Annotated in this window: 14 protein-coding genes; 10 read left to right on the top strand and 4 right to left on the bottom strand. The window is 47.4% G+C overall.

Going from position 1 to position 16,249, the window contains the following annotated elements; genetic code table 11:
• Positions 1-2: 2 nt before the first annotated feature.
• From aroC to KWJ01_RS26705, 5 genes are all read left to right on the top strand, one after another.
• Positions 3-1,082 carry a chorismate synthase gene (gene aroC / locus KWJ01_RS26725; protein WP_225000204.1) on the top strand — a complete coding sequence of 360 codons (1,080 nt, stop codon included), beginning with the start codon at positions 3-5 and terminating at the stop codon, positions 1,080-1,082.
• 43 nt (positions 1,083-1,125) lie between these two features.
• Positions 1,126-1,935, top strand: a complete 810-nt coding sequence (locus tag KWJ01_RS26720; RefSeq protein WP_225000203.1) for a nuclear transport factor 2 family protein — start codon at positions 1,126-1,128, stop codon at positions 1,933-1,935.
• A 75-nt stretch (positions 1,936-2,010) separates the two neighbouring features.
• The gene (locus KWJ01_RS26715) at positions 2,011-3,336 is read left to right on the top strand and encodes a dicarboxylate/amino acid:cation symporter (RefSeq protein WP_225000202.1); all 1,326 of its coding nucleotides are present in this window, start codon (positions 2,011-2,013) and stop codon (positions 3,334-3,336) included.
• Positions 3,337-3,631: 295 nt separating this feature from the next.
• Positions 3,632-4,729, top strand: coding sequence for an AI-2E family transporter (locus KWJ01_RS26710; RefSeq protein ID WP_225000201.1), 1,098 nt, complete (start codon positions 3,632-3,634; stop codon positions 4,727-4,729).
• A gap of 550 nt (positions 4,730-5,279) precedes the next feature.
• Positions 5,280-6,452: an MFS transporter gene (locus tag KWJ01_RS26705; RefSeq protein WP_225000200.1), complete on the top strand. Its 1,173-nt coding sequence runs from the start codon at positions 5,280-5,282 to the stop codon at positions 6,450-6,452.
• Between the two features lie 55 nt (positions 6,453-6,507).
• Here KWJ01_RS26705 and KWJ01_RS26700 read toward each other — a convergent pair whose 3' ends face one another.
• Together KWJ01_RS26700 and KWJ01_RS26695 are read right to left on the bottom strand one after the other, a co-directional pair.
• On the bottom strand, positions 6,508-7,122 hold the full coding sequence (locus KWJ01_RS26700) for a porin family protein (RefSeq protein ID WP_225000199.1): 615 nt from the start codon (positions 7,120-7,122) through the stop codon (positions 6,508-6,510).
• 232 nt (positions 7,123-7,354) lie between these two features.
• Positions 7,355-8,053 (bottom strand): porin family protein, encoded by a 699-nt coding sequence (locus KWJ01_RS26695; protein WP_225000198.1) that lies wholly within the window; start codon positions 8,051-8,053, stop codon positions 7,355-7,357.
• 281 nt (positions 8,054-8,334) lie between these two features.
• On the opposite strand from KWJ01_RS26695, the gene KWJ01_RS26690 reads away from it, so the two are divergent.
• From KWJ01_RS26690 to KWJ01_RS26680, 3 genes are all read left to right on the top strand, one after another.
• On the top strand, positions 8,335-8,628 hold the full coding sequence (locus KWJ01_RS26690) for a hypothetical protein (protein WP_225000197.1): 294 nt from the start codon (positions 8,335-8,337) through the stop codon (positions 8,626-8,628).
• Positions 8,629-8,793: 165 nt separating this feature from the next.
• Entirely contained in the window at positions 8,794-8,997 is a 204-nt protein-coding gene (locus KWJ01_RS26685; protein ID WP_225000196.1) for a hypothetical protein, read from the top strand.
• A 356-nt stretch (positions 8,998-9,353) separates the two neighbouring features.
• The gene (locus tag KWJ01_RS26680; protein WP_225000195.1) at positions 9,354-10,133 is read left to right on the top strand and encodes a hypothetical protein; all 780 of its coding nucleotides are present in this window, start codon (positions 9,354-9,356) and stop codon (positions 10,131-10,133) included.
• A gap of 530 nt (positions 10,134-10,663) precedes the next feature.
• On the opposite strand, the gene KWJ01_RS26675 is transcribed toward KWJ01_RS26680, so the two are convergent.
• Together KWJ01_RS26675 and KWJ01_RS26670 are read right to left on the bottom strand one after the other, a co-directional pair.
• Positions 10,664-12,691 carry an OmpA family protein gene (locus KWJ01_RS26675; RefSeq protein ID WP_225000194.1) on the bottom strand — a complete coding sequence of 676 codons (2,028 nt, stop codon included), beginning with the start codon at positions 12,689-12,691 and terminating at the stop codon, positions 10,664-10,666.
• 148 nt (positions 12,692-12,839) lie between these two features.
• Positions 12,840-13,565 (bottom strand): OmpA family protein, encoded by a 726-nt coding sequence (locus KWJ01_RS26670; RefSeq protein WP_225000193.1) that lies wholly within the window; start codon positions 13,563-13,565, stop codon positions 12,840-12,842.
• 193 nt (positions 13,566-13,758) lie between these two features.
• Between KWJ01_RS26670 and KWJ01_RS26665 the strand changes: the two genes are divergently transcribed.
• A complete protein-coding gene (locus KWJ01_RS26665) occupies positions 13,759-15,258 on the top strand; it encodes a PAS domain-containing sensor histidine kinase (protein ID WP_225000192.1) in 1,500 nt (499 codons plus the stop codon).
• A gap of 61 nt (positions 15,259-15,319) precedes the next feature.
• Positions 15,320-16,186: a glucose-1-phosphate thymidylyltransferase RfbA gene (gene rfbA, locus KWJ01_RS26660; protein ID WP_225000191.1), complete on the top strand. Its 867-nt coding sequence runs from the start codon at positions 15,320-15,322 to the stop codon at positions 16,184-16,186.
• Positions 16,187-16,249 lie beyond the last annotated feature (63 nt).

Genomic DNA, 16,249 nt, shown 5'->3' with positions numbered 1-16,249 from the left:
AGATGTCGAACACGTTTGGAAGGTTATTCCGCATAACAACTTTTGGTGAGTCGCATGGCCCTGCCATTGGTGCTATTATAGATGGCTGCCCTGCCGGACTGGAGCTAAACGAAGCTGCCCTGCAGCACGAGCTTGACCGCCGCCGCCCGGGCCAGAGCCGCCTTACCACCCAGCGGCAGGAAGCCGACCAGGTAGAGGTGCTCTCCGGCGTTTTTGAAGGTAAAACTACTGGCCAGCCCATTGGCCTGCTTATCCGCAACCAGGACCAGCGCAGCAAAGATTACAGTCATATTGCAGAGAGCTTCAGGCCTTCGCATGCCGACTATACCTACCAGACCAAATGGGGGCACCGCGATTACCGTGGCGGTGGCCGCAGCAGCGCCCGCGAAACCGCCGCCCGGGTAGCCGCAGGCGCCGTAGCCAAACAACTCCTGCAGCAGTGGGGCATGAGCGTGCAGGCCTGGGTAAGTGGCGTGGGCGAACTAGAACTTCAGAAGCCCTACCAGGAACTGGACCTTAGCCAAACCGATACTAACCCTGTGCGCTGCCCCGATCCCGAAATGGCCGAGCGCATGGCCGAATATATAGATGGCGTACGCAAAGACCGCGATACCGTTGGTGGCATAGTGAGTGCCGTTATCAAAGGAGCACCCGTGGGCCTGGGCGAACCGGTATTTGGCAAACTGCATGCAGAATTGGGCGCCGCCATGCTGGGCATCAATGCTGCCAAAGGTTTTGAGTATGGCAGTGGTTTTGCCGGCATTACCCTTCGTGGCAGCCAGCATAACGACCAGTTTTATACCGATGCGCAGGGCCGGATCCGCACGCGCACCAACCAGAGTGGCGGCATACAGGGTGGCATCAGCAATGGCGAAGATATCTACTTCAGGGTAGCCTTCAAACCGGTTGCTACCATTATGCAGGATCAGGAAAGTGTAAACCAGCAGGGCGAGGCTGTAACTGTAAGCGGCAAAGGCCGCCACGACCCTTGTGTGGTGCCCCGTGCCGTTCCCATTGTGGAAGCAATGGCCGCCCTGGTAATGGCAGATGCTTATCTGTTAAGCAGGGCAAATAAAGTGTAGGCTATCTCACTACGTTTTTGCATAATTTTTTGGTTTCTGGCTTATGAAAAAGATTTTGCCGGTACTGCTAATACTGTTTAGCATGCCGCCGCTGTGGGGCCAGCAGTCGCTCCAGTCGCTTATAGGGGCAGAAAAAGCTTTTGCCAGCTACGCAGATAGCTTAGGAGTAAAGGCCGCCTTTGTAAGCTACCTGGGTGATAGCGGCATGATCTTTACCCCTAAGCCTACACTGGGAAAGCCCTTTTACCAAAACCTCTCTAACATTAGTGGCAAGCTGTACTGGCACCCTACTTATGCGGTTGTTTCTGCCGGCAGCGATATAGGCTTTACCACCGGCCCTTATGTATTCAAGCCTACCGAGAAAGACAGCAGCAGCTGGCGGTGGGGACATTTCACATCTATATGGCAAAAACAAGCCGATGATAGCTGGAAAAATGTAGCCGATTTCGGCTCTCCACACACAGCCCTGTCCGCTCATACTCCTATTGCATACCCTGCCAGCTACGCGCTTACTCCTTTGAAAAGGAAGAATGAGAAAGCCACCAAAGCAGGTTTGCTGGAAACTGATAAAGCCTATACCAGCAACGCCCCCTACCTTAGCCCCGGCACAGCCATTTACCGTGAGGGGCAGTACCCCCGCTTTGAAGCAGCCGGCGAGCTGCTGAAACAGGAAAACCAGCAGTACAGCCTTTGGCAGCCCCTTTATGCAGCCGTAGGCAAAGCAGGTGATTTTGGCTATACCTACGGCCACTACAGCACTAAGAGTGGCAACAAGGGATACTACCTGCGCATCTGGCAAATGCAGCCACAAGGCTGGAAATTATTGCTGGAGTCACTCAACCAGGAGAAGTAAAGCTACCGGCCCATCATTGCTGCATCAGCGGGGTTGTGGCATTTTTTCTTATATTCGCTGCAAAGCAAATTATTAATGAAGAGGATTCCGCTGCACATTCAAATTGTTTTGGGTCTTGTTTTAGGTTTAGTGTATGGTTGGTTAAGCATACAATTTGGCTGGCCAACTTCATTTACCATTAACTGGATAAAGCCAATTGGCACCATATTCATCAATGCCCTGAAGATGATTGCCGTACCCCTGGTGCTGGCATCGCTGATAGTTGGCGTTGCTAACCTGGGCGATATATCAAAGCTCTCCCGCATAGGCGGCAAAACAATTCTTGTGTACCTCTGCACCACCGTTATTGCTGTTACTTTGGGCCTGCTCATTGCTAATATTTTTCAGCCCGGCAAAATACTTCCTACCGCAACACGCGATGAGTTAATGACCCTCTACCAGACCGATGCCGGAAGCAGGGGCGAAACCGCAGAGCAGCTACGCAGACAAAGCCCGCTGCAGCCTGTAGTAGATATTGTGCCCGATAATATTTTTTCGGCAACGGCAGATAATGGCCGCATGCTGCAGGTTGTTTTCTTTGCCCTTATTGTAGGCATTGCCCTGCTACAGATACCAAAAGAAAAGGGCGAACCGGTTGTGCGCTTTTTTGATGGTCTTAACGACATCATTATTAAAATAGTGGAGTTCATTATGTTGCTGGCTCCCTATGGTGTTTTTGCCCTTATGGCTTCGCTGATGGTAGAGCTGGCCGGCGATAACCCCGAGCGGGCCTACCAGCTGCTTAAGGCTTTAGGCGCCTATACCGCCTGCGTGCTGGGTGGCCTGGCCCTGATGGTACTGGTGGTGTATCCTGCCCTGTTCAAGCTGTTTACCCGCATGAAGTACGGAAGGTTCTTTGAGGGGATTCGGCCGGCCCAGCTACTGGCTTTTACTACCTCCAGCAGCTCGGCAACCTTACCCGTTACCATGCGCCAGGTAGAAGAAGAACTGGGCGTAAGCGAGGAGGTAAGCTCATTTGTGCTGCCCCTGGGGGCTACCATTAACATGGATGGCACCAGCCTGTACCAGAGTGTTGCCGCTGTGTTTATTGCACAGGCCCTGGGGCTTGGCTTAACCCTGTCAGACCAGCTTATGATTGTGCTTACCGCCACGCTGGCATCTATTGGTTCTGCCGGCGTACCAGGAGCCGGACTCGTTATGCTGATAATTGTATTGGAGGCCATTGGTGTACCTGCGGCCGGCATTGCACTTATTATTGCCCCGGATCGTATACTGGATATGTGCCGTACGGTAGTAAATGTTACCGGCGATGCCTCCGTAGCCATGGTAGTAGCCAGCACCGAAGGCGAAAACCCCGGTGCTCCAAGACCAAAAACGCCCGGAGAAAAAGCTGTGCTGTAGATAAACCGTACTACCAGCTTACATACACTTATGCCCTTGCCGGGCAGCACACAACTCACCGCTGCTCCAAAAAAGTAATGAAGCCTGTATGGGTTAGTACTGGCTAGCTATTCTTTGCTGTGGAGGTAAGGATATGCTGCTGCAACAGTATTAAGGAGTACATTAGTCTGTTGCAGCAGCACGCCCTGACCCGGCATCTCCCAATGTTAAATTTATAGGCCAAGGCTGCTTCTGCTAGCTGTTTTCAAACATATAACCCCCTTTTTTTATTTTGTTAATAAAGGAATTTTAAAAAATGGGCAGGCGTTACGTACTCGCAAAAAAAATAACGGTCTATCTACTACTAGTTATCTTATTTATTTATGGGTTAATTGAAGCGCAACAATTTTTAGCCCCGCTTGCACTGGCTGTACTTTTGTCTTACCTGCTGTACCCCATTGCCAATTTTCTGGAAAAGGGTGGGCTGGCAAGAATTCTTGCCAACCTCATCAGTATTATTTTAGCTGTTGTTGTGCTGGTGGCGGTCATTCATTTCTTTTCAGACCAGTTCTCGGTATTTGTAGAAGACTTTCCGCAAATGAGGGAGCAGGCAACCATTAATTTGCGACAGGCACAGGAGTGGGTTTCTGATGTGTTTGGTGTATCAAACAGCACCATCAGAGACTGGGTTGAAGAAAGAATAGCCAACCTCACCAATTTAGACGATACCTTAAAAACGATTTTTAAAGCTACCACCAGAACACTGGTTATTATTGGACTGATGCCGGTGTACATTTTTTTTATGCTTTACTACCGCACCAAGTTCTACAGATTTATTCTTCGAATGGCACCGGATAAAGAAGAGTACCGGGCAGAAAAAATACTGAATGAAATGAACAAGGTTACTACCAAGTACATGACCGGTGTTTTTACCGTGGTGATGATACTGGCTGTTGTACATTCAATTGCTTTTACCATCATTGGTTTAAAATATCCTATTCTTCTGGGAATAACGGCAGCCCTATTTAATTTCATCCCCTACTTCGGCACCCTCATTGGTGCATTGGTTCCCATAACCTTTTCCATGGTTGCCATGGATGATTTAGATTATACTTTTTGGGTGCTTGTTTACTTTCTGTTTATCCAGTTTACTGAGAATAACATATTAACTCCCAACATCACCGGCGGACACGTTAGCCTGAATCCCCTGGTAACCATATTAAGCCTGATTGTAGGCAGCATGATCTGGGGCGTAACAGGTATGTTCATTGTAATTCCTTTTGTAGCCATGTTCAGAATCTTCTGCGAACATTTTTCCTTTTTAAAGCCAGTAGCCTTTTTACTGAGCGACAGGGGAACAGAAGAACATGCACTCTCCATTGAAAAAATCAAAAAGGCTTTTAAAAAGGATTAGCCCTGTGTGGCTAAGCTGTTTGTTACCGCGTAGTTTGGCCACCAGATCATCCTTGCCTGCCAGAATCTGAAGATCCTTCCTGCACTCCTGCAGTGCCCTTAAAAAAAACACGGACTGGAGGAAGATTTACCAGTCCGTGCTAAACGGGAATTTAGATTAAAAAATCAGCCAAAACATTAGTAAAAAAATAAATCAGGATCTGTTAACTGCTCTGGCAGAAGCCATGCCAAAAGCATCACTACCGCCACATATCGCTTCTGGCACAATAAAAAAGCTGTTTTTTCTTTAACGATTTAGTTATTCGCCCATGAGGCTGCACATCGTTTTGAAATGGTTTTCTCTTTTTAAGAAACGCACCTACACTTTTTTCAATCTTCAACTACAAACTGCTACAGCCAGCAAGCCTCTTGTTTTCCCTGTCACCGGCACCGGGCATTAGTATTAGAGACTGTAATCACATGTTCGAGAGCCTGTTAAGGTAAGCTATTCTTTGCGGAGCATTATTCTTTTACACCACCGCCTGGTGCCGTAACTTTGCGGGCAGCTATTTATGAACAATTCTATTTACACGCTTCAGTTTGGCCTTCTGTGCCTGAGTACTTTTTTATTCTTCAGCAGTTTCAATATGATTATACCGGAGTTGCCGGCATTTCTGGAGAACCTGGGCGGGGGCGAGTACAAAGGCTTTATAATTGGTTTGTTTACAGTTACGGCAGGTTTGTCGCGCCCGTTCAGCGGTAAGCTTACCGATACCATAGGCCGCATACCGGTAATGGTTTTTGGTGCTGTTGTGTGCGTATTATGCGGATTTCTGTACCCCCTGGTGCTTACAGTTGCAGGCTTTCTGGCCTTACGCCTGCTGCATGGCTTTTCTACCGGCTTTACTCCCACGGGCAGCTCGGCCTATATTTCAGATGTTGTGCCCTTAAACAAGCGTGGTGAGGCCATGGGATTTGTTGGCCTGTGCAGCAGCCTGGGGATGGCCTGTGGCCCGTTTATAGGGAGCAGCCTTGCCCGGGTGGCGCCACTGGAGTGGGTGTTCTGGTCTTCTTCTGCAGCTGCACTGCTTTCTATTGTAATACTGGCAGGCATGAAGGAAACCCTTGCTGAAAAGCAAAGCTTTCGCCTCTCCCTGCTTAAGCTAAACCGCCATGAAATTCTGGAGCCACGGGTAATGCCTCCCAGTGTGGTGCTGTTACTTACTACTTACTCTTTAGGCACGGTGTTAACCCTTGTACCCGACCTTAGCGATAGCCTGGGCATTGCAAACCGGGGGCTGTACTTTTTGTGTTTTACGCTTGCCTCTGTAAGTGTTCGTTTCTTTGCCGGCCGCTTTTCCGATACCATTGGCCGGGCTCCGGTTTTAAAGGCGGGTGCTTTGTTGTACGTGGCCGCCATGTGCCTTACGGGCTTTGCCTGGCGACCGGAAGTATTTCTATTTGGAGGTATAATCTTTGGTTTTGCAGCAGGCATCAATTCTCCAACGGCTTTTGCCTGGGCTATCGATCTAAGCCAGGAGGGGCAAAGGGGCCGGGGCCTTGCTACACTTTACATTTCGCTGGAGGTAGGTATTGGCTTAGGCGCTCTGCTCTCCGGCTGGGTATATGCCAATAAGGTCGAAAATATATCAACAGCCTTTGCCACCGGCGCAATACTGGCAGCAGCAGCCTGGGTATACCTGCACTGGTTACAACGCAGGCACCGGGTGCAGTCTGTACAATAAATAAGCCTGCCCCCTAAAAGGAGCAGGCTCTTAACTGTTACTTAAAATAAACTTGTTATTGTACTGAAGGAATCAGGAAGATCAGCGATGTAGTGATCAGCTGGTGCTTGGACTCCTGGTCTCCGCTAAAGTCTCTAAAGAATGTGTCGGAAAATCCACGGGTATAGCGCAGGTCTATCAGGAAGGTTCCTGCCCCTGTATTAAGCTTTACACCTCCACCCAGTGAACCGCCAATCTCCCATCTTTTAGGATCATCAATCTCACTGAAATTAACATCTTCCGAATCGCTTTTTCCACCCAGCAAGTAGCTAAAGGTAGGACCGGCATTAATATAACCGCCCAGTACATCACCAAAAGAAATACGAAACAATACAGGCAGCTCCAGGAAATTATAGCGTGTACTGCTACTGACGCCTCCTTCTTCCCAGTTATTGCCGCGCTGGCTAAAGACCAGTTCGGGGGCAATAGAAAATATTTCACCTGCACCAAAGCTTGTAGCTACACCCACCATAAAGCCCGGCCGCCAGGGAGTTTCTACGCCTGCTGGTGGATCCTGCTCTCTAATAACAGTAGCCCAGTTGGCTCCTGCACGTAAACCTACCTGTGCCTGGGCAAATACACTTGCCGTTGTCAGCAACATCAAAAAGAGTGTAAAAAAAATTTTTCTCATAACTGTACTTTTTTGTTCTACAATAATCGTTCATAAGAACGGCTCTTTTTGACTAAGGTTTTATTTCTTTTGCTCTACAGAATTAATAAATCCTACCTTAGCTGCAGCAGAAGGTGTTCTTCTGCCTTCAGGCTGTGCTACCCAGGCTTTTCCAATCTCTTTATTCTGAAAATTAACAATAAAAAAACCTGCTCCGGGCAGAAGCAGGTTTAAACACAGAATATAATTATTTTTATTCCCGGTGAGGAGTAAGAAATATCAGCGACAGGCTTACATACTGGGTTCTGTACTTCTCCGGCCCCTCTCCCATTGTAACATATGCAGGCAGCGTAAACTCCTCTTTTTGAATATTTGTAAAGCCTGTATGATAGCGCAGGTCTATCAAAAAGCTACCCAAACCTGTGTTGATGTGTAAACCACCTCCAGCGGCACCGCCAACCTCAAAAAGGCTGTACCTTGTATCTTCGGTATCGATCTTTTTTTCAGTGGTAATACCTCCCATTTCTGCAGTTTCCTTGCCGGCAACCATGTAGCTAACAGTAGGGCCCAGGTTTATGTAGCCTCTAACAATCTGTTGGCCAAAGGTTGCCCTAAAAAGTAAAGGTACTTCAACAAAATCGTAGTGGTAGGTATTGGTGTAATCTACACCTAACAGAGTTCCGCTTGCTCTGAAGCCACGCTGGCTGTAGTTAATTTCAGGAGCAAAGGCAAAGTAATCATTCGCCCAGAAGCTCGTTGCCAGTCCAACGGTAAGTCTTGGGATCCAGGGCTCTTCGTCAATACCCTCCAGCTGGTCAAAGCCATCCTGAATGGTGGCAAAGTTGGCACCAGCCTTCAAGCCAATCTGCGATTGCTGCTCGTGACGTAACTGGGCAAAAGCCGTAACTGACGCAAGCAGCATCAACGTAAGTACATACAATCCTTTTTTCATATTAAGTCTGTTCTTTGTTCAGATTAATTCTGCCAAAATTACTCATAACATCTTTAACCTTGTGGGTAGCATAATCTCCTTGAGCAAAGCATTTTTTTGTTTGCCCGCACTAAAAGCCGCACCCACAGGCAAGCTGCAAGTTGAGCCTGCGCTATGCTAAGCCCCTGCTCCGGTACTGTACTATAAGTAAACAGAGTAGTTATCCCCAAAAGGCTTCCAGATTAATAAGACAACTCATCTGCTGCTTCTCGTATACTAAGGTAAAACTAGATTTTTGAAATATGGAAAACAATGCAAATAATCCTAAAAAAGGCACAGAACAGAAAGGAACAGTAGAAAAAGTAGCTGAAGGCCGCAGGGCAAGCTTTGGAGATGAACCACTTACTCCTCCCAAAAAGATGCAGGCCGAAGAAAGCCGCATGAAGAACAAGGACAGAAAGCCAGAAGAACGCAGGGAATCAGACCAGCAGCAGGCTCACTTAGGCAGTGCGGTGCTTACACCCCAGAAAAAGATGGAGAAAGCAAAGCAGGAGGCGCAGTCAAAGCCTGGTACTTCCGGCAAGGGCCAGGATTAATTCAGCCGGATAGCATCAGGAGTGTATTCCCCTGCCTGCCTGCCTGTTGCCCTATCGCTACTGTTCTAGAAGCTAAACATGAATGGATAAAAACCGCCGGATTCTTCTGAATTGAAACATTTCAATCTAAGGAAACGATATACTATCATCAAAAAATGATTTTTTATGGATCTGAAGCAAGTTTTTGGCACCATTCTTACCATACTCGGTATCATTATACTAATAATAGCAGTAATTGCCATTATTAGCGGTGGTACAAACTTAATGGGACTGGCAATGGGTGTATGGCAGGGTGCTATTGTAGCAGTACTTGGCTTAATCTTTTTCCTGACAGGTATTAGCCTTATTAAGAATATCAGCAGCCGCTGATTTGTTTGCTTACACACTATCAATGTATAATACACAGTGCCCGGTAAACCCGGGCTTTTTTATGGAATGTATTTCCCCCCAAGCAATAAGTTACTTCTCTATGCTCTGTTGTGCCTTACATCTCACCGGGCGCAAGCAGCCTGCAAAGGGCAAAACACCAGGTTTAGTTCTTTAACTTCTTTACCCCCTATCTTTCATTCCGCCTGACAAAATGCTTTTACCTTAAAGCAGGTGCTATCCGGCTATTTCCTCACTAAACTATTTTTAAAATAAAGCCAACGATTTGCATATTGCTATGTTAACAAATTGTTAACTTGATGTTAACATAGCGTAAACAGCAATGAAAAGGAGGGAACATGGTACGTTTTGTGGTGATATTGGCTTTACTGTTAGTAACAGGGTATACTAACCAGGCATTAGCAGGTAACAAGCATGCAAGGCCGCAACCCTTAAGGCAAAATTTCGATTCTTTTGTACTCTTAAGCGCCAGGTCTTCTGATCTGAGGCTTTTTATGCCTGCTTATGCCAGCGGTAAAACCGGAAAACTGTTAGAGTGGGAGCATGATCTTAATGCCTACAGCCAGCAGTGGCTCGATAAAAAAGGTAAAATAGCAGATCAGCAGCTGCTGCATCAGCTATTTTACGATGTGCACCGGCGGTACTTAAAACACTATACAAAGTACACCGGTCTACAGGCCCTTTTCCAGACTGGCGAATATAACTGCCTGAGTGCAACCGCATTTTATGCACTGATCCTGGAGCGCTTAGGCTACCACTATCAGATCATAGAATCAATCAACCACATTGTTTTGCTGGTAAAGCCGCAAAACGGGCAACTGATTTTATTGGAAACTACCGATCCTGCCAATGGCTTTGTAGCAAACACCAATGGGGTGAAGGAGCGCCTGCAGGCAATCAAAAACAGCGAACAGGCCGCAGGCTATTACAACCTGAACCTTAAGATCTTCAGAACCATAGACCTCCGCGAGCTGGCGGGGCTTCAGTATTATAACTATGCCGCATGGCATTTCAACCAGCGCAGCATGGCGCATGCAACGGATCACCTGCGCAGAGGGCAGCTCCTGTATCGCTCCGAGCGTTTTGAAAAAACAGCACGCCTGATATCAGGCCGGTAACAGCTTTCCAAAGTTTGGGTAATCTCTAATCTTAATCTACCTCAAATTCTTCCTCAGCTGTTCTGCCAAAACATCTGCCAACTGTTTTGCTTTCGCTTCTGTGCCTGCCTGCGCAGGCTCCTGCTTAAACAACACACGTATAATACACGGCTCCTAAGCTGCCTTATTCAAAGGACTTGTGCTCCTCTTTAATATTCGTTCAATGTAAGCGTACATCTCCCTACACTGTGCCTGCACCCTGTTTGCCATGGGTTGTAAGCCAACGTGCGTTATGGTTAGCATCAGCGTTAATTGCTCCTTGATCGTCATCACCGCGCAGGCGGGGAGCTGTCAGCTAAAAACAGGAATGGTGATTTTCCCTTTTCAGGAGAATGACGGCTTGTATTTAGCTGTAGAAGATGATAACAGGTAGATTAGCAGTAGCTTTAATCTAATTCACATTAAGCCAGCGTCAGGCTCTGGCTGGCATAAAAAAAGAAGGGCCACTGCAGCAGTGGCCCTTCTTTTTTAAGCTGGTAGTATTATAAACATTACTGCTCTGTAATCTCAAACTCAACACGGCGGTTCAGCTGACGTCCCTCTTCGGTTTCATTGGTAGCAACCGGGGTTGTTTCACCTTTACCTTCTACCACCAGGCGATCTGTGTTGATACCATTTACGCGCAGGAAGCGGGCAACAGCATCAGCTCTTCGCTGAGAAAGGCGTTGGTTGTATTCATTTGAACCAAGAGCGTCGGTGTGACCTTCAATCCTGATGCTCATGTTAGGATACTGGTTCAGCAGCTCTAGCAGGCGGTTCAGCTCCGGATAGCTCTCCGGACGCAGGGTTGCCTTGTCGAAATCGAAGAAGATGTTGTTGATGGTAACACGGGCACCAACTTCGATTGGCATCAGGTACAGGTCTTGGGTAATTTCCTTAAATTCCTGCTCTTCTACCAGGTTTATGTTAGCACTGATGGAAACAAAGCCAGGTGCTTCTGCCAGATAGCCATAGCGCTCGCCGTATGGCAGAATAATCTGGTAGCTACCATCAGATTCGCTGCGGGCAATACCTACTTCAACACCATCAGACAAACGCTCATAGAATATTCTGGCAGCACCAATTGGTTCATTGGTTTTAGCATTGTATACCTTACCCTTTACTACTACAACCGGCGATGGCTTGTAGAACACCGGCAGGTCCAGGGAGAAAATATCTACATCGGCATCGGTAGCACCACGTGAGTAGTAGGCCTGCTCACCACTAAGCGGAATGTTGAAGAAAAGGTCATCACCGTTAGAGTTAATGCTTGGGCCTAAGTTTTCAGGCTCCGACCAGTTTGTCCAGGTATCGTCCAGGCGGCGGGTAACATAAATATCACTTCCGCCATAGCCGCTAAAACCATTAGAAGAGAAATATAGGGTGCGGTCGTCGGCTGCCAGGAAAGGGCTGCCTTCAATACCTGCAGTGTTCAATATATCGCCCAGGTTCTTTGGCTCTGTCCAGTTGCCGTTTTCCTTCAGAAAGCTCACGTACAAATCGCGGTCACCGCGGGTATCTTCACGCTGCACCGACATCAGCAGGGTTTTGCGGCTCTGGGCAAGATAGAAGTTAGCCTGATCTGAAAAGTTATACTCATTATCAATTTCAAGGGCTACCGGGTCTGTCCATTTGTCGCCGTCTTTATAGCTCATGGATACACCCGCACGCATTTTGCCGCGCTTGTCGTAACGGTTACCTAACAGCAGCAGCATGGTATTACCATCAGGAGTAATAGAGCTGATAAAATTAGGGCCTTCGTTGTTAAGTGGAGCTCCAATATTTTTTGCTTCAGTCCACTCTCCGGTTTGCACGTTCTTCTCAGAGAACCAGATATCTTCCTTATCATTCACACCACCTACGTTAGCAGGGTGGTTGCGGCGGCTAAAGAACAGGGTATTGCCATCAGGAGACAGCAGCGGCTTAAGCTCTTTGTATTCACTGTTTACCTCTGGCCCCAGCTTTTGTGCCTGGATATCGGGGTTCACATCTGCCGCCACATTAACGTCAATTACAATAGGTGCTCTTGATTTAGAGATACCAATTGCATCGATGCTGTGGTAACCTGGTAATACAGTACCATCCAGAACTACCTTCACGGCGGCCACATCGTACTCGGTACGGTCAAGGAAGATGTTCAGCAAACGGCCTTCGGCATTACGCACAGCTTGTGGCTGAAAAGTTTCGATCAGGTACTCCTTACCCTGGGTATCATAGGCATAAACCTCAGATACAGCAGTAGGATTGTAAGACTCCGCTACAATAATCTGGCGTATACGCATTGGCTCATCGAAGCCTACTTTAATAAACTCCTTGCGGTTTGGTCGGTCGGGTGTCCAGGCATTGGGGTTTTCGCCACCAGCTGGCAACACATTGGGTGCTTTCAGCGCCTGCATGGATGAAAACTGGTTGCCGGAAATTTCACTGGATACTTCTAAAACCTTTGATGCCCACTGAACGTTCTGTGCATAAGTGGGAGCTGCAGCTATTAGCAGCAAACAAATAAACAATAACCTATAACTGTAAAAGTGTATTCTCATATCTCAAAAAGAGTTTTTCTTTGGCTGTAATGTAATTCCTAAAAGTCAAACTTTATATATTATTCAACAAGTATACTCGTGGTAAGTTACAAACTTTACCATTTTTTCGGGTTTTGTTAAGAAATCTACGGAGGTTTCCCGCTCAATACTACTCCTGCAAAATGCGTATTTCAACCCTTCTGTTGAGCTGCCGGGCTTCGGCGGTATCTTCTTTCGACAGCGGCTGCGAGCCTCCAAAAGCTTTGGTTTTTACCCGGTCTTTCTGAATTCCCTTGTTCACCAGGTAATTTTGTATCACCTCCACACGCTCTGCGGAAAGGCGTCTGTTTGCGCCAACAGGCCCCCTGAAATCCGTATGTCCCTCCAGCTGAATAACCAGCGTAGGGTTGTCCATCATCAAATCAACCAGTTTGTCGAGTGTAGGGTAAGATTCTGGCAGCAGGATGGCCTCGCTCTGATCAAACAGAAAGTTATCGAACTCCATGATCTGCCCTACCCGAACAGGTTCCATCAGAAAATCTTTCTGTACCAGCTGATCTCTGTTGAAATCATAAATATCTACCTGTTGTCTTAACGGTATGTATCCCTCTGCTATTACCTCAAAACCATAGCTGCGCTCATTGAGCACAGGCATCTGGTAAGTACCGGTTTTGTTGCTCACCGATACACCAACATCATCTCCATGGGGCAGCTTTCTAAACCTGATTTTTGCCACAACTGGTGTGCTGTCTTTCGCATTTATAATCCTGCCACTGATAAACACCAGTGAATCAGGTGCACCCATTTGTGCAAAAACCTCTTCTGCAAATAAGCCTCCGGGCAACAGTCCAAAAAATAGTACTGACAGCAATAAATTCCTTGTAATTGTCTTCATCTCCATATGCTGGTTACTAACGAACAGGTTCAAAAAAAGGTTAAATGCGCACTTTTGTAATTAGTCCCGAAAGAACACTACTTTTTGTTATTTTAAAAACTAAAATAACACAAATGTCCTGAAGTTGTAAGATATTTAACTAGATTTGTTTAGCTTGGAATAAAATATAGGACTATATAGAACATCCGTTCGGATGCTTCTCCAGCTCCGGGTTATGTATTCTGCAGGTAAAAAAGAGAAACTCACGAAAAGGGATGCTTTGCCGGCAGACCTCTCCTCCAGTGGCCTGGCGTTACCGGCAGAGGTAACTTTTGTCCTAAACTTGATAGAAGAACCCTGTGCTTTGCTCCTGCCCGATGGACGCATGCTGGCTGCAAATGCCCCCCTGCTTCTGTTTTTTAAACTCCCTGCACTCCAGGCCCGCCAGCACTCGTTTTTAGACAGGGTACACCCCGAAGACAAAGCCCCGCTAATCAGAAAGCTTTTACTGGCCCAGAACAAGTCACGCGCTTACGAAGCCATCACCAGGCTGTCTGCAATAGAAAATGGCTACACCACCCATCTGTTGCGTATCAAGTGCTGCAACAGCAGCATTTCACTAACAATAAAAAAGCCTTCAGAGGCTCAGGCCGAAGACCAGCAGTTTGAAAGCCTGGCCACCGCCTCGCTTATATACGATAAAAGCCTTAACCTTATTCGCTATAATCAGCAGTTCTGCCAGATGCTGGGATATACCGACAGTGAGCTGCAGGTTATTGGTTTAAACAAGCTGCTCCATCCGCAGCATGCCCCCATGTTTAACAGCCAGATGCTAGAACTGGCCAGCGGCAGCAAAACAGCTTTTACCACAGAGTTACAGATCAGGCATAAAAATCAGCAGTATCTCTGGGTACAGTATACAGCTGGCTTATTAGACCGCCCCGGAGAAGAACCTTATATAACAGCCATTGCGCTGGACATAAGTAAACTAAAGCAAAAAGAAACCCAGCTGGTGCAGGAGCAACAGGATATGGGCCTGTTCATAGACCGGGTAACCCACGATATGAAAGGACCACTGCGCTCGCTCATGGCGCTGCACCGTATTGTGGAACTGGAGTATGGCCACGACCCCAAGGTAATGGAGTACTTTAACCACTACCACTCAACCATTGGCCGGCTCAATACAACAGTTACCGATTTGCTTACCCTTTCCCGGGTAAAAAAAGGAGCAGCCCGCATGGGCATGGTTAATCTTAGAAACATGGTGCAGGACTGCCTGCAATCGCTGTGCCACCTGCCGGATTTCTACAGGATCACTTTTACCATACGCATAGAAATAAAGGACAGCGTTTACATCGAAGAAAACCTGCTGCAAACGATCATCCAGAACCTGCTGGAAAATGCCATCAAGTACTGCTCCGATACGGCTCCAAAGGTTTTGGTGTGCATCAAACTTAAAGACGATCAGCTGGTACTGGAAGTGAGCGACAATGGCATTGGCATTTCTGAAGAGGCCCAGGCACATATTTTCGATATGTTTTACAGGGCAACCACCCGCTCTAACGGAACCGGCCTTGGCCTGTACATATTAAGAAATGCCGTAGAAAAGCTGCAGGGCACCGTAAAGCTGCGTAGTGTGCCACACAAAGGAAGCCGGTTTATTGTTAGCATCCCCTACCAGCCTGCTGCAGTAGGTGCTAAGGAAAATGCATAATACTTGGCAGCTGAGCCAAACCTTCTTAATTTAGCGCAGCAATAAATTTTATTTCTTCAGAATGAAAGGAATTATTTTGGCCGGCGGCTCTGGTACCCGTCTGCACCCGCTTACTTTAGCCGTTAGTAAACAGCTAATGCCGGTTTACGATAAGCCAATGATCTATTATCCGCTGTCTATCCTCATGATGGCAGGCATACGTGAAATTCTGATCATTTCTACGCCACACGACCTCCCGAATTTTGAGCGACTGCTAGGCAATGGCGAAAGCCTCGGCTGCCGTTTCTCATATGCTGTGCAGCCAGAGCCCAAAGGCCTGGCCCAGGCATTTACCATAGGCGCCGATTTTATTGGCAAAGAGAAGGTTGCCCTTGTACTGGGAGACAACATCTTCTATGGCAGTGGCCTGGCTAAGATGCTTCAGAGCAATAACGATCCGGATGGAGGGGTAGTGTTTGCCTACCACGTTCATGACCCTGAACGTTACGGTGTGGTGGAGTTTGACCAGGACCAGCGGGCCATCTCTATCGAAGAAAAACCTGCAAAGCCTAAGTCTAACTACGCAGTACCCGGTCTTTACTTCTATGATAACCAGGTAGTAGATATTGCTCATAGCCTGAAGCCAAGCCCACGCGGCGAGCTGGAGATCACAGATATCAACCAGCATTATCTGCGGGAGGGCAAGCTGAAGGTAGGTATTTTAAGCCGTGGCACTGCCTGGCTCGATACCGGCACCTTTGCTTCCCTGATGCAGGCAGGCCAGTTTGTACAGGTAATCGAGGAACGCCAGGGTCTTAAGGTAGGCTGTATCGAGGAAGTGGCATACCGGATGGGCTTTATTGATGAGGAAGGACTAAGAAGGCTTGCTAACCCACTGATGAAAAGTGGCTATGGCCAGTACCTGATGAACGTGGTAAACCATCAGTAGGGGGCAAAATTAACCCTACTGGCATGTTCCCGTAAAATAAGTCGGTAATAATCAATTTTTTAG

This window comes from Cesiribacter sp. SM1 (assembly GCF_020178975.1).
Classification (GTDB): domain Bacteria; phylum Bacteroidota; class Bacteroidia; order Cytophagales; family Cyclobacteriaceae; genus Cesiribacter.
Note: the sequence above shows the minus strand (reverse complement) of the source record. Positions and strands in the feature narration are given on the sequence as shown.